Origin of the sequence: Sphingomonas sp. S2-65 (assembly GCF_021513175.1) — a bacterium.
Taxonomy (GTDB): Bacteria; Pseudomonadota; Alphaproteobacteria; order Sphingomonadales; family Sphingomonadaceae; genus Sphingomonas.
Genome location: NZ_CP090953.1, coordinates 210,583 through 224,389, shown reverse-complemented (window position 1 = coordinate 224,389; position 13,807 = coordinate 210,583). Strand labels below are relative to the sequence as shown.

Here is a 13,807-nt window from a genome sequence, read left to right as displayed (position 1 = left end):
TCCTCCCCCGCCAGGGGGAGGATTGTTCCCGTCAGTCGATCAGGTCGGCCTTCTTCAGATGCCGCCGCCCGAGCAGCTCGGCGATCTGTACTGCGTTGAGCGCGGCGCCCTTGCGCAGATTGTCGCTGACGCACCACAGGCTCAGCCCGTTCTCCACGGTCGAATCCTCGCGCACGCGGCTGACATAGGTCGCGAACTCGCCGACGCTCTCGATCGGGGTGATGTAGCCGCCGTCCTCGCGCTTATCGACCAGCATGATCCCGGGCGCCTCGCGCAGGATCTTCTGCGCGTCCTCGGCCGAGATCTCGTTCTCGAACTCGATGTTGATCGCCTCGCTGTGCCCGACGAACACCGGCACGCGCACGCAGGTCGCGGTCACCTTGATCTTGGTGTCGAGGATCTTCTTGGTCTCGACCACCATCTTCCACTCTTCCTTGGTCGACCCGTCGTCGAGGAAGCTGTCGATGTGCGGGATCACGTTGAACGCGATCTGCTTGGTGAACTTGCTCGGCGTCGCGGGATCGCCGACGAAGATGTTGCGGCTCTGCTCGAACAGCTCGTCCATGCCGGCCTTGCCCGCGCCTGACACCGACTGGTAAGTCGCGACCACCACCCGCTTGATCGTCGCCGCATCGTGCAGCGGCTTGAGCGCGACGACCATCTGCGCGGTCGAGCAGTTCGGGTTGGCGATGATGTTCTTGGCCTTGTAGCCATCGATCGCCTGGGGGTTCACCTCGGGCACGATCAGCGGCACGTCGGGGTCCATGCGGTATAGCGACGCATTGTCGATCACCGTGCAGCCTGCCGCGGCGAAGCGTGGCGCGTGGAGCGCCGAGCCTTCGGAGCCGATCGCGAACAGCGCCATGTCCCATCCCGCGGGATCGAAATTGTCGATATTCTGGACTTTGTACTGCTTCCCGGTCTCGCCGAAATCGACCATGTCGCCCTGGCTGCGCGACGAGGCCAATACGGCCAGCTCGTCGATCGGGAATTCCCGCTCCGCCAGGATGTTCAACATTTCGCGCCCGACATTGCCGGTGGCGCCAGCGACCACGACACGGTAGCCCATTTGCGTCCTTTTCGATTGTCCCCGCCCATGACGAGCGGTGTTCGCCATGTAAGGAGATGGGCGGCGAAAGGAAACGCTTTCGCCTGCGCCACCGGCAAAGCCTGGCTTTACCTGGCGATCGCCGAAAGGCTGTCCCGGCTCATTTCGTCTGTTCGATCGCGGTGGCCTGCCCGGACTCGTGCTTGCGCGTCGCGACGACGATCACCGCAACCGCAACCACGAAGGCGATCAGGATGTATAGGCCCAGCAGCGCGGCCGGCTTCTTCGACGACAGTTGTTTGTCCGGTTCCGGCATGATCGCTCCCGCTTGCTGGATTGGAAACGCAGGAGAACCGATTTCGGTGCACTAAGGATACGCCGACATTCCTTAGCCAGCTTTCCGCAGCAAGGGTTGCACGCGCAGATACGCCAGGCTCCGCCAGAGCCACTCCAGCGGTCCGCTGGTGAAGTAACGCAGCCACAACGCGGCAAGCACCAGTTCGCCCGCGGCCATCGCAGTCGCCACTCCCGCCATCGCGCCCCAGCCGAGCCGCCCCCAGGCAACCAGGCCCCAGGGCGCGAACAACAGCCACATGCCCACCAGCTGCTGGAGAAAGTATAGCGAGAACGCCATCCGGCCCGCCGCCTTGAACGGATTCAGCAGCCGCGCGCCCCATCGGTCGCGTACCAGCAGGTTGATCAGCGCCACATGCCCCAGCCCCATGCTCAGCCGCGCAGCCTCACCGGTGATCCAGATCGAGCGCGCCACGGGCTGCGGATCCAGCATCTCGGCCAGCCCGAACCCCCGCGCCGTCAGTCCGAAGCCATATCCCACGACCATTAGCGCCAGATAGAAGCGCCGACCCCTCGCCCCCTGGATCACGCCCCATTTCCACAGCGCCACGCCGATCGACATCGTGCAGAACGCCTCGACCACGTTCCACACCAGCCATTGCTGCGTCCACAAGCTCCACAGGCCCCAGGCGCGCTTCAGATACGCCGCGACCGGCCCCGAATGGGCCTGCCGCTCCTCGGCTTCGTGCCGCAGCGTCTGCGGATCGTGCCCGCGCCGTTCCAGCATCCGCCAGCGCTGCACCGCGGCCACCTCTGGCGCGGTCAGCGCCGCCCCACCAGCGGCGTGCCTCCGCGCAGCCTCGACCTGCGCCGTCAGCGTCGCCCGGTCGAGATAGCCTCGCACGCCATTGTCCGGGATGCCGATCGCGAACAGCAGCGGCCAGACCAGCCCGATCGCCACCAGCCACTTCGCCGCCAGCCTCCGGAAAGGGAACAGGAACAGCGCCGCCAATGCATAGATGTGGAGGATGTCCCCCGGCCACAGCAGCACGAACACATCGATCAATCCGAAACCGAGCAGCCACAGGTTGCGTCGGTAATACAGGTCGGAAACGGCGACCGGCCCGTCGGGCGCCATGGCCTTGCGCGCCATCAGCATCATGCCGGCACCGAACAGGAACTCCAGCAGGCAGCGCATCGTGCCGGCGAGCAGCAGCTCCACGCCGGCCCATGCCGCCTCGTCCGTCGCACCCCAGCCGATCCCGCGCATATCGCCGCTGGTGAACTGCCACACCGGCGCGGCCATATACGGCACGTTGATGTAGAGGATGCCCAGGATCGCGATCCCGCGCAGCATGTCCAGCAGGTCGATGCGAGCCCCGCCCCCGGTCGGCGCCAACTCCAGTTCACCGACATTGGTCATGACGCACTCCGAACAAGCCCCGCGCTATACGCGCGACTTCGTGTCCAGCCGGTAAATATCAGACGGCGCGGACTTTTTTCGCTTTTCGCCCGGCACCTTCCTCCTTCGTCCCCCCCGCCTCGTGCCGGGGTCCACCGCGCCTGACGCGACGGACAAGAAGCGACCAGGCAGCAAGCGCGGCGACGTGGACCCCGGCACAAGGCCGGGGTGACCCGTGGGTGAGTGAAGTCACGCCACCCCACCGGCCGCTTCTCCCCCTTCTCCCCCTTCTCCCTTTATGTCACCCCGGCCTCGTGCCGGGGCCCACCGCGCCTCACGCGACGGACAAGAAGCGGAAAGACAGCCGTCGCCGCAAAGCGGGCTTTCAGCCCCCAATCGCGCCTATTTAGCGTCCCTCGTATAGCGGTCCAGGAAGTTCAGGATCGTCTCCCACAGGTGCACGCTCACCCCCGGTCCGCCGACGCGGTGGGTCTGGCCGGGATAGAACATCATTTCGAACGGCCGCGCCTCGGCCTGCATCCGCGCCGCGAACACGGTGGCGTTCTCGAACACGACATTGTCGTCCGCCATGCCGTGGATCAGCAGCAGCGGGTCCTGGATCTTGCCCACATCCGCCAAAGCGTCGGACGAGGCATAGCTCCGCGGATCGCTCTTGGGATCGCCCAGATAGCGCTCGGTGTAGTGGGTGTCGTACAGCTCCCAGCGCGTCACCGGCGCGCCCGATACCGCTGCGGCGAACACCCCCGGCGCCTTTTCGAGCATCTTGATCGACATATAGCCGCCATACGACCAGCCATAGGTCACGATCTTCTTGGCATCGACGAACGGCAGCGTCTTCAGATAGTCGGCGCCGGCGACTTGGTCCTCGACCTCCACCGTGCCCATCGCATGGTAGATATGGTCTTCGAACTCCTTGCCGCGGTTGAACGACCCGCGATTGTCGATGCGGAAATACACATAGCCGCGATCGACCAGATATTGCGGCAACGCGCCGGTCCAACGGTGCATCACCTGCTGCCCGGTCCCCGGCCCGCCATAATGCTCGAAGAACACCGGATAGCGCTTGCCCGGCTCCAGCTCGGGGGTGATCATCTCCCAATACAGCGTCGTGCCGTCCTTTGCCTTGAACGACCCGTACTGCGTCTTCCGGTGGCTGGCCGCGAAGGGGTAATAGGGATGCCCGGGCTTCAGCGCATTCTCCTCCACCCAGGCGATCCGCTTGCCGCTCGTGTCGGCCAGATAGACCTGGCTCGGCTGGCTCGGGCTCGATCGCGTGACGATCGCCCGCGTCGCCGCGCCGTCCATCGTCGCGCCGTTGTTCCACCCGGCTTCGGTCAGCCGCGTGACCTTGTCCGGATGCGCGAGATCGAGCGCATAGAGCTGCTGCTCCAGCAGATCGTCCTTGTTCGCGGTGAAGAACAGCCGTCCGCGCGCCTCGTCCACGCCCACCAGATCGGTGACGACCCAAGGGCCCTTGGTCAGTTGCGTCCACTTGCCGCCGGCATAGCGGTACAGATGCCGGAATCCGCTCCGCTCCGATGCCCAGATCAGGCTGCCGTCGGGCATGAAGTGATACGCGTCGGACAGGTTCAGCCAGCTCTTGCCCTTCGCCTCGGGCCGGATCGTCTCGCTGAACAGCACCGACGCCTTGCCCGTAGCCGGATCGACCTTCAGCATGTCGAGCCGCTTCTGGTCGCGGCTCTGCCGCTGGACGTACAGCGTCTTGCCATCGGGCGCCCAGTCGACCCGCGCCAGATAGATGTCGGGGTTCGCGCCCAGGTCGACCTTGACCTGCCGGCCGCTGGCGGGATCGATCACATGCAGCTCGACCAGCACGTTGGGCGTATCCGCCGCCGGGTAGCGCTGCTCATAGATGCTGGTCCCTTCGGCACCGATCGCCGCGCGGCGTACCACGCCCACTGGCGCCTCGTCGAAGCGCTCGACCGCCACCAGCGCGTCGTTCGGCGACCACCAATATCCGGTGCGCCGGTCCATTTCCTCCTGCGCCACGAACTCGGCCTCGCCCCAATGCACCGTACCGGCGCCGGTGATGGTCAGCTGCTTGGCCGCGCCGCCGCTCAGCGGCTGCACGAACAGATTCTGGTCGCGCACGAAGCTGACGAAGTTGCCCGCCGGGCTGACCGTTGGATTCAGTTCGCCCTGGGTCGTCTGGGTCAGCCGGCGCGTCTCGCCGTCGAGCATCGCCAGGTACAGGTCGCCGTCCAGCGGCACGAGGATCGACTTGCCGTCCGGCGCCCAGCCATAGGCGACCACGCCCTTGCTGCCGCCGATGCGCAGCCGCTCGCGCTGCATCTTCTCGGCTTCGGACAGCTCGGCGCCCGATCCGATCTTCTTGGAATCGACCAGCATCCGCCATTGCCCCGTGGTCGTGTCCATCGCCCACAGGTCGAACCGCTCCTTTTCATCGGCGCGGTTGCGGAGCAGCGTCAGATACTTGCCGTCCGGGGACAGCCGGGGGGCGCGCGGGGTCTGGCCGTTCAGGTCGGGGCTGGCGAACACGCGTTCCAGCGTCAGCGCCTGGCTGGCCGCCTGCGCCGCGGCCTCAACACTCATGCCGGCGCTTCCCAAGGACACCAACGCCAATCCCAGCAACCATTTGCGCATCCCACGACTCTCCGGAGCAAGCCCCGCGGACGCGGGGTGGCCGGTTTATCGCGAAGCCGAGGCGTCGGGTAAAGGCCGGGCGGAACAAGGCGGTGCGCATCTTCACGCCTTGTTGACCATCTTTTCCCGGAGCACCCGCGCGCACGCTTCGTTCCCGCACCAGAACGACGATGAGGATCCCCGCATGACCACCAACCACGACGTTTCCAAGCTCGACGACCTGATCGTCACCACGATCGACAGCGTCCGCGGCTACGAACATTCCGCCGAGCATGCCGACGCCGGCCGCTACGCCCAATTCTTCGCCGACATGGCCGCCGAGCGGCGTCAGGTCGTGGAGGCGCTCTCCGCCCGCAGCCGCGCCGAAGGCGGCACCCCCGCCGACTATGGCTCCGCTGCGGCCACCATCCACCGCCGTTGGGAAGACCTGCGCCGCGTGCTCGGGGGCGGCGACAAGGCGCTGCTGGCCGAAATCGAGCGCGGCGAGGATTACCTCAAGGAAGAGTTCGACCGCGTCCGCAAGGACGACCGCATGTCCCCTGAGAGCCTGAACGTGGTCGAGCAGTGCTACCAGTCGGTCCTGCGCGGCCACGACCGCGCCCGCGCACTGCGCGACCAGTTCCAGGCGGCGGACTGACGAAAAAGGGGCGCGGTAGCCAAGCCACCGCGCCCCTTTTCTTTCCTCGAAGCGCGAAGCTTACTCGGCTGCGGCGACCTCGGTCGGACGCGGGTCGCGGCGCTCGGCGATACGCGCCGACTTACCGGTGCGGCCACGCAGATAGTACAGCTTGGCGCGGCGCACGACACCGCGGCGCACGACTTCGACCGAATCGATGTTGGGCGAGTAAAGCGGGAACACGCGCTCGACGCCTTCGCCGAACGAGATCTTGCGGACGGTGAAGCTCGAACCCATGCCGCGGTTGGCACGGGCGATGCACACGCCTTCGAAGTTCTGCACGCGGGTGCGCTCGCCTTCGACGACCTTGACGCCGACCTTGACGGTGTCGCCCGGGCGGAATTCCGGAATCTTCTTCGCTTCGGTGTACTTGGCGATCTGCTCGGCTTCGAGCGTCTGGATGACGTTCATGTCTTTTTCCCGTTTCGTTGCCGCGCGCCAGAGGGAGACTGGACCCGAGCGCCCTCATGGCGCTCCCAAAGGTCCGGCCTCCTTAGCCGTGTGTCGGTCTCGGCCTGGGCACGTCGCCAGGCTTCGATCCTCGCATGATCCCCCGATCGCAGCACTTCGGGGATCGTGCGCCCTTCCCATGTCACTGGTCGGGTATATTGCGGATATTCGAGCAGCCCCGTTTCGAAGCTCTCGTCCATGCCGCTTGAAGCCGCGCCCATTACGCCAGGGATCAGCCGAATGCAAGCATCGAGCAGCGTCAGCGCCGCCATCTCCCCGCCCGAGAGAATATAGTCCCCGATCGACACCTGCTCGACCGCGCGCGCCTCGAGCAGCCGCTCGTCGAACCCCTCGAACCGCCCGCACAGGACCGTCACCCCCGGCCCCGCCGCCAGCCCCCGCACGCGCTCCTGGGTCAGTGGGGCCCCGCGCGGCGTCATCGCCAGCACCGGCCGCCCCGGCGCCACGCTGTCCAGCGCCGCCCCCAACACATCGGCGCGCAGCACCATCCCCGCACCCCCGCCCGCCGGGGTGTCGTCGACGGTGCGGTGCTTGTCGGCGGCAAAGTCGCGGATCTGCACCGTCTCCAGGCTCCACAGCCCCTCGCGCAGCCCCCGCCCCGCAAGCGACAGCCCCAGCGGCCCGGGAAACATCTCGGGATACAGCGTCAATATCGTGGCAGCGAAAGTCACAGCGTCCAATTCTCAAGTTTGAGGCCGGGCACGTCGGCAAAGTCGCCCTCGTTGTTCGTCACCAACGTCAAACCCAACGAAAGCGCATGGGCGGCAATAAGCCGGTCGAACCGTCCCCGCCTGAACGGCAGCGCCGCATAGCTGCGCGCCGCCGCCTGGTCGAAAGGTAGAACGGTAACAACGCTGAACACCCGCTCGGCCCGTTCCGCCACACCGCCCGCCTGAGCGCCCAGCATGACCTCGGCATAGGCGACAGACGAAGTCGCCACTGTCCCGACATCGGCGGCCTCGATCCGCCGCCGCAGATCTGGGAACACGGATCGCAGCACATAGATGAGGATGTTGCTGTCGAGCATGAACCTGGGCTCAGTCACGCTTCAGCAGCTTTCCTTCCCAGTCGAGTTCACGCTCCTCGAACTCTCGCTCTTCCGGCGAAAGCGGCTTCAACCACGGGATAGCACCCCAAATCCCATCCAGGCTGATCTTGCGCGCCGGAGCCTCGGCCGGCTCCACTACGAAACGCCCCGCTTCCTCGCGCACGCGCATCTCCGTGCCTTCCTTGATGCCCAGTGCCTTGGGCAGCCGCAACGCGACCGAATTCCCCGACTTGAACACCTTGGCGCGATATTCCTCGCCCATCATCGCCTCCTGTATATACCGGACGTATATACATCCTCCAACCGGCGAGCAAGGAACGAACCCGCCGCCCACGCGCTACGCCGCTCCATGGACGACTGCATCATCATCGGCGCAGGACCCGCCGGGCTCACCGCCGCGATCTACCTCGCGCGCTACCACCTCAAGATCCGGATGTTCGATTCCGGATCGAGCCGGGCGGCGCTGATCCCGTGCACGCACAACCATGCCGGCTATCCAGACGGCATTTCCGGCAAGGCGCTGCTGGGGCTCATGCTGGAACAGGCCGAGAAATATGGCGCCACCCGCGAACAGGCCGAAGTCACCAGCCTGCGCGTCCTCGACGAAGGCTTCGCGGTACGCGTCGGCGATCGCGAGTTCGCCGCACGCTCGGTCCTGCTCGCCACCGGCGTGGTCAATCACCGCCCGGACATGCCCGACGACCTCCACGACGAGGCGCTGCAACGCGGCCTGCTGCGCTATTGCCCGGTGTGCGACGGCTATGAAGTCACCGACAAGCGCGTCGGCGTGATCGGCACCGGCGAGCACGGCATGCGCGAAGCGCTGTTCATCCGCGGCTTCACGGCCGACCTCACCATGATCGCCCCCGAAGCCCATGAACTCGACACCGCCCTGACCGACCAACTCGACGACGCCGGCATCGCCCGCGTCGACGGCCCCTGCGGCAATTGGGCGATCGAGGGCGACCAGATCGCCTTCGACACTGCCAGGGGCCGCCTGTCGTTCGACAGCGTCTACCCCGCGCTCGGCTCCCGCATTCGTTCGCGCCTCGCAGTCCAGGCCGGCGCCCGCGCAGCGGAGGATGGCTGCCTCGAGGTCGACGATCACCAGCGCACCTCGGTGCCCGGCCTGTTCGCCGCCGGCGACGTTGCCAAGGGCCTCGACCAGATCAGCCACGCCATGGGCGAAGCCGGCGTAGCCGCCACCACGATCCGCAACACCCTGAACGAGCAAAAGCCGATCCGCCGCTAATCCTCGGCAAGCCCAACCGCCGCAAAATCCTCCCCGGCACGGGGAGGGGGACCGCCAGCGCAAGCTGGTGGTGGAGGGGGCTCTCCTCATAGGAACACACAGAGTGGAGCGCTAACGGCGAAACCGCGCCCCTCAGTTCCCCGGCGTAGGCCGGGGCCCAGTCGCACTGCACTGGCGACGGCAGGAGAAACCTCAGAATGCGTCGCTACCGGGCCCCGGCCTATGCCGGGGAACTAGTGGCGGATGACGAACAGCAGTAGCCGCAGCCCCTCACCGCTCGATAAAGTCCTCGGCCACCACCAGCCGCTCGGCGTTCCACTCCGGCACCGCCGCGGCGTTCATCGGCACCATGAAGCGCTTGCCGTCCGCCATCTCGATCTCCAGCACGTCGCCCGCGCCATAATCGTCGATCGCGACCACCTGCCCCAGCGCGGCGCCGCTCTCGTCCACCGCCGCCAGCCCGAGCAGGTCGGCATGATAATATTCGCCTTCGCCCAGCGGCGGCAAAGCGGAGCGCGGCACGGTCAGCGTCGTTCCTCGCAGCGCTTCGGCGGCATTACGGTCGGGCACTTCGGCGAAGCGGGCGATCGCCCCGTTTGATCCGGTGCGCACGCTCTTGAGCGTCAGCGTGCCGCCATTGAAGCTCTTATAGCTGGCCAGGTCGTCGCCGAAGACCTTCAGCCGCACCTCTCCGGCAATGCCGTGCGCGCCGATGACGGCAGCAAGCGTAACCGTCTTTTCGGAAGTCATGCCATCCCACCCATCGTCATTTCCAATAGAAAGGGGTCCAAAAGCGCCGCGCCGGATGGCACATGCGCTTCGGACCCCTGCCTTCACCGGCATGACGAAGCTGGGCTCCGTCCGCCGCCGTATCAGCCCTGCGGCGATCCCGGCTGCTTGGGTTCGGACTCCTCCCCTCCCTCGGCAGGCGCGTCGGTCGACACGCCGCTGGGGTTGAGGGTCTCGCCACCCGGATTGTCCTTGTCGGACTGATCCTCAGGTCCGGTTCCGTTGGGCATATTGCCGGCCATCATGCGCTCCTCTGGTGCTGTCCGTTACGGAACGCATGACGACCGGCAAGTTCCTCACGCCTCGGCGGTTTCCTCGGCGGGAGCCTCGGCCGGTGCATTGGCTGCCTCCTCGGCGGCCCGTGCCTTCTCGGCACGCTCCTCGGCGCGCTCCTTGGCCTTCTCGCCGGGGACACCCTTGTTCGGGTTGTTGCGCGCGCTGCGCTCCTTGACGCCGGTGGTGTCGAGGAAGCGAGCGACCCGGTCGGTCGGCTGCGCGCCCATCTTCAGCCAGTGCGCGGCGCGCTCGGTGTCGAGCTTCAGGCGGTCGGCCGCATCCTTGGCGAGCAGCGGGTTATAGGTGCCGATCTTCTCGATGAACTTGCCGTCGCGCGGCGAACGCGCATCCGCGATGACGATCCGGTAGTACGGACGCTTCTTGGAACCGCCGCGCGAGAGACGCATAGAGAGAGCCATAAAATCTACTTCCTTCTTTGAACGTTTGGGGAAAAATTACTTCTTCTTCAGGATGTTCTCGAAACCGGGCGGCAGCTTGGCGCCACCGGGAAGGCCGGGAAGCCCGCCGCCGATCTTGCCCATCATGTCGCCCATTTCGGCGCCGCCCAGCGCGTTGCCCAGCCCGGCCATGCCGCCGCCCGGACCACCCTTGCCAAGCATGCCCAGCATGCCCTTCAGGCCGCCCATCTTGCGCAGCTTCTTCATCGCCGTCTGCATCTCGAGATGCATCTTGAGCAGCTTGTTGACGTCCTGAACCGTGGTGCCGCTGCCCTTGGCGATGCGGATCTTGCGCTTGGCGTTGATCAGCTCGGGCTTGCCGCGCTCCTTCACCGTCATCGACGTGATCATCGCGTCCATGCGCAGCAGGATCTTCTCGTCCATCGCCCCGCCGGCCATCGCCGCCTGGGCCTTCTTCATGCCCGGAATCATGCCGGCAAGCGCGCCCAGCCCGCCCATGTTGCGCATCTGCTGCAACTGGCTGCGCAGGTCGTTCATGTCGAACTGGCCCTTGGCGAGCCGGTTCGCCATCCGCTCGGCGTCTTCCTGCTGGATCGACTCCGCGGCGCGCTCGACCAGGCTGACGACGTCGCCCATGCCCAGGATCCGCCCGGCCACCCGCTTGGGGTGGAACGGCTCGATCTGGTCCAGCTTTTCGCCCATGCCGGCGAACTTGATCGGCTTGCCGGTGACCGCGCGCATCGACAGCGCCGCGCCACCGCGCGCATCGCCGTCCATCCGGGTCAGCACGACGCCGGTCAGCGGCACCTGCTCGGAGAAGTTGGACGCGACGTTCACTGCGTCCTGGCCGGTCAGGCTATCGACGACCAGCAGCGTTTCCTGCGGACGGGCGATGTCGGACACCGCCTTCATCTCGTCCATCAGCGCCTGGTCGACGTGCAGCCGTCCCGCGGTATCGAGCATCACCACGTCGAAGCCCTGGAGCTTCGCCGATTGCAGCGCGCGCCGTCCGATATCCACCGGCTGCTGGCCGGCGACGATCGGCAGCGTCGTGACTTCGATCTGGGTGCCGAGCACCGCCAGCTGTTCCTGCGCAGCCGGGCGATTGACGTCCAGCGACGCCATCATCACCTTCTTGCCCTGCTTCTTGAGCAGCCGGGCGATCTTGGCGGTGGTGGTGGTCTTACCTGAACCCTGCAGACCCACCATCATGATGACGGCGGGCGGGGTGACGTCGATCTCGAGCTCGGCGGTATCCGAACCCAGCATGTCGATCAGGCCGTCATGGACGATCTTCACGACCTGCTGGCCCGGCGTCACCGAACGCAGCACGTTCTGGCCGATCGCCTGCTCGGTGATCTTCTCGACGAAGCTGCGCGCGACCGGAAGCGCCACGTCCGCTTCCAGCAGCGCGATCCGAACTTCGCGCATCGCGGTGCGGACATCGGCCTCGGTGAGCGCGCCACGCCCGCGGAGCCGGTCGAATACGCCGCCTAACCGATCGCTCAAACTGTCGAACATGGGTCCAACCACTCCAAAATCATGCCGGACCTGCTAAACGCAAAACACGCCGGCGAACGAAACCTCGTTGGCCGGCGTCGCCCCTCGGGGCGTTGCTGTCTCGCGTTCCACGGGAACGGTCGGGCGCCGCATAGCGCAACTGGGCCAAAGAGGCAACCGTGTCGGGCTCGCCTCGATTTGTTCCCCGGGGCTACGACAAAACCGCCCTTCCCGCATGCACGAAGGCCCGCACTTAACGCTATCTACACTCTCGTCATGGGAAAACCGCGCCTTCTTCACGGGGGGCAAGGCCGACGATGTCGGGCGATTTGAACGAGGATCTGAACCTGCAATCCAATGCGCCGCGCGCCAATCTCCTTACCGGCGCGATCAGCGTGGCGGCTATTCTGCTCTTCGTCGGCACCGGTAGTTCGGTTCTGACTCAGACGGTGCAATATTACGTGCAGGGCGGCCAGCCCGCGGATCGGCAATTGGTCGTGGCGCTGCTGCTCAATGTCGCCTTGATCCTGTTCGGCTGGCGCCGCCATCAGGCGCTGAGCCAGGAAGTGCGCGTACGCACCGCTGCGGAGGAGCGGGCCCAGCTCCTCGCCAGCCGCGACCCGCTGACTGGTTTCCTCAACCGCCGCAGCCTTGCCGAGGAGGGCGCGGCGATGTTCGCCCGCGCCGAGCGCCGCCGCAAGGCGATGGCGCTGATCATGCTCGACCTCGACCATTTCAAGACGATCAACGACATGCACGGCCACGCCGTCGGCGATAGCCTGCTGCGCGCGGTCGCCACCGAGATCGCGGCGATCCTGCCGCCGCTGTCGCTTACCGCGCGTCTGGGTGGGGACGAGTTCGCCTGCGGCTTCCTCTTCGACTGCGGCGAGCCCAGCGTCGTCGAGCGGATCGCGGAAAAGCTGGTCAGCCGCCTCGCCCAGCCGTTCGAGGCCGACGGCTTTCACCTCCATGTCAGCTGCTCGGTGGGCGTCGCGCGCTCGGACTTCGACTGCCCCAGCATCGACGCGCTGACGCGCTCGGCCGACATCGCGATGTACCAGGCCAAGAAGGCCGGACGGAACCGCTATGCCTGGTTCGATCAGTCGATGGAGCGCGATCTCCAGGCGCGCAACGAACTCGAATCCGGCCTGCGCCTCGCCATTCCGCGCCAGGAAGTGGTCCCGTATTTCGAGCAGCAGATCGACCTCACCACCGGCCGCCTCCACGGTTTCGAAGTGCTCGCCCGCTGGGAGCATCCCACGCGCGGCATGATCAGTCCCGAACAGTTCATCCCGATCGCCGAGGAAACCGGCCTGATCGCCGAATTGTCGCTGTCGATCATGCGTCAGGCGTTCCATGCCGCGCGCGACTGGGATCCGTCGCTCAGCGTGTCGATCAACATCTCGCCCTGGCAGCTGCGCGACGCCTGGCTGGCGCAGAAGATCATCAAGACGCTGACCGAGACCGGCTTCCCCGCCAACCGGCTGGAGGTCGAGATCACCGAAAGCTCGTTGTTCGACAATCTCCCGCTCGCCCAGTCGATCGTCGGCAGCCTGAAGAACCAGGGCATCCGCATCGCGCTGGACGATTTCGGCACCGGTTATTCCTCGCTAGCCCATTTGCGCGCGCTGCCGTTCGATCGCATCAAAATCGACAAAAGCTTCGTCATTTCGCTCAACGAAAGCGCGGATTCGCTCGCGATCGTCAACGCGATCGTGTCTTTGGGCGCCAGCCTCAACCTGCCGATCACCGCCGAGGGGGTCGAGGATGCCGCGATCGAGGAGCGGCTGCGCGCGATGGGCTGTGCCAAGGCGCAGGGCTGGCATTATGGCCGCCCGCTGTCCCAGGCCGGCGTCCGCCGCCTCCTCGCCGAGCGCCGGCTGTTGCAACAGCCCAACTTCCCCGCCGCGGCGACCGAGAACGCCCCGCCGGTCCGCCGCGTCGCGCTTTAGCCTCAGGTGTCTGATGTATAACGATTAATTCGGT

General features: G+C 66.2%; 15 protein-coding genes. 3 read left to right on the top strand and 12 right to left on the bottom strand.

Annotated features, from left to right (window positions below; translation table 11 throughout):
• Positions 1–31: 31 nt before the first annotated feature.
• The 4 genes from LZ586_RS01220 to LZ586_RS01205 all read right to left on the bottom strand — a co-directional run bounded on the left by LZ586_RS01220 (position 32) and on the right by LZ586_RS01205 (position 5,390).
• Complete coding sequence (locus LZ586_RS01220; protein ID WP_235077890.1) at positions 32–1,069, bottom strand: aspartate-semialdehyde dehydrogenase; 1,038 nt, start codon at positions 1,067–1,069, stop codon at positions 32–34.
• Positions 1,070–1,208: 139 nt separating this feature from the next.
• Positions 1,209–1,364 (bottom strand): hypothetical protein, encoded by a 156-nt coding sequence (locus LZ586_RS01215; RefSeq protein WP_235077889.1) that lies wholly within the window; start codon positions 1,362–1,364, stop codon positions 1,209–1,211.
• Between the two features lie 72 nt (positions 1,365–1,436).
• Positions 1,437–2,765 (bottom strand): DUF418 domain-containing protein, encoded by a 1,329-nt coding sequence (locus tag LZ586_RS01210; protein ID WP_235077888.1) that lies wholly within the window; start codon positions 2,763–2,765, stop codon positions 1,437–1,439.
• A 381-nt stretch (positions 2,766–3,146) separates the two neighbouring features.
• A complete protein-coding gene (locus LZ586_RS01205) occupies positions 3,147–5,390 on the bottom strand; it encodes a DPP IV N-terminal domain-containing protein (protein ID WP_413777307.1) in 2,244 nt (747 codons plus the stop codon).
• Between the two features lie 184 nt (positions 5,391–5,574).
• Here LZ586_RS01205 and LZ586_RS01200 point away from each other — a divergent pair, with 184 nt between their 5' ends.
• Entirely contained in the window at positions 5,575–6,027 is a 453-nt protein-coding gene (locus LZ586_RS01200) for a PA2169 family four-helix-bundle protein (protein WP_235077886.1), read from the top strand.
• Between the two features lie 60 nt (positions 6,028–6,087).
• Here LZ586_RS01200 and rplS read toward each other — a convergent pair whose 3' ends face one another.
• The 4 genes from rplS to LZ586_RS01180 are packed head-to-tail and all read right to left on the bottom strand — an operon-like array spanning position 6,088 to position 7,847.
• Positions 6,088–6,477 carry a 50S ribosomal protein L19 gene (rplS, locus tag LZ586_RS01195; RefSeq protein WP_235077885.1) on the bottom strand — a complete coding sequence of 130 codons (390 nt, stop codon included), beginning with the start codon at positions 6,475–6,477 and terminating at the stop codon, positions 6,088–6,090.
• The gene (gene trmD / locus LZ586_RS01190) at positions 6,474–7,208 is read right to left on the bottom strand and encodes a tRNA (guanosine(37)-N1)-methyltransferase TrmD (protein ID WP_235077884.1); all 735 of its coding nucleotides are present in this window, start codon (positions 7,206–7,208) and stop codon (positions 6,474–6,476) included. The genes rplS and trmD overlap by 4 nt, the downstream gene beginning before the upstream one ends.
• A complete protein-coding gene (locus tag LZ586_RS01185; protein ID WP_235077883.1) occupies positions 7,205–7,564 on the bottom strand; it encodes a type II toxin-antitoxin system VapC family toxin in 360 nt (119 codons plus the stop codon). Before LZ586_RS01185 ends, trmD begins: the two co-directional genes overlap by 4 nt.
• A gap of 10 nt (positions 7,565–7,574) precedes the next feature.
• Positions 7,575–7,847 carry an AbrB/MazE/SpoVT family DNA-binding domain-containing protein gene (locus LZ586_RS01180; protein WP_235079691.1) on the bottom strand — a complete coding sequence of 91 codons (273 nt, stop codon included), beginning with the start codon at positions 7,845–7,847 and terminating at the stop codon, positions 7,575–7,577.
• An 87-nt stretch (positions 7,848–7,934) separates the two neighbouring features.
• On the opposite strand from LZ586_RS01180, the gene LZ586_RS01175 reads away from it, so the two are divergent.
• Positions 7,935–8,837 (top strand): NAD(P)/FAD-dependent oxidoreductase, encoded by a 903-nt coding sequence (locus tag LZ586_RS01175; protein ID WP_235077882.1) that lies wholly within the window; start codon positions 7,935–7,937, stop codon positions 8,835–8,837.
• A 270-nt stretch (positions 8,838–9,107) separates the two neighbouring features.
• Here the strand turns inward: LZ586_RS01175 and rimM are convergent, their stop codons facing one another.
• From rimM to ffh, 4 genes are all read right to left on the bottom strand, one after another.
• Positions 9,108–9,587: a ribosome maturation factor RimM gene (gene rimM, locus LZ586_RS01170; protein WP_235077881.1), complete on the bottom strand. Its 480-nt coding sequence runs from the start codon at positions 9,585–9,587 to the stop codon at positions 9,108–9,110.
• Between the two features lie 122 nt (positions 9,588–9,709).
• Positions 9,710–9,871, bottom strand: a complete 162-nt coding sequence (locus tag LZ586_RS01165; RefSeq protein ID WP_235077880.1) for a hypothetical protein — start codon at positions 9,869–9,871, stop codon at positions 9,710–9,712.
• Between the two features lie 51 nt (positions 9,872–9,922).
• Positions 9,923–10,321, bottom strand: a complete 399-nt coding sequence (gene rpsP / locus LZ586_RS01160) for a 30S ribosomal protein S16 (RefSeq protein WP_235077879.1) — start codon at positions 10,319–10,321, stop codon at positions 9,923–9,925.
• A gap of 36 nt (positions 10,322–10,357) precedes the next feature.
• Positions 10,358–11,842, bottom strand: a complete 1,485-nt coding sequence (ffh, locus tag LZ586_RS01155; protein ID WP_235077878.1) for a signal recognition particle protein — start codon at positions 11,840–11,842, stop codon at positions 10,358–10,360.
• A gap of 296 nt (positions 11,843–12,138) precedes the next feature.
• Here ffh and LZ586_RS01150 point away from each other — a divergent pair, with 296 nt between their 5' ends.
• On the top strand, positions 12,139–13,773 hold the full coding sequence (locus LZ586_RS01150) for a putative bifunctional diguanylate cyclase/phosphodiesterase (RefSeq protein WP_235077877.1): 1,635 nt from the start codon (positions 12,139–12,141) through the stop codon (positions 13,771–13,773).
• Positions 13,774–13,807: the final 34 nt, after the last annotated feature.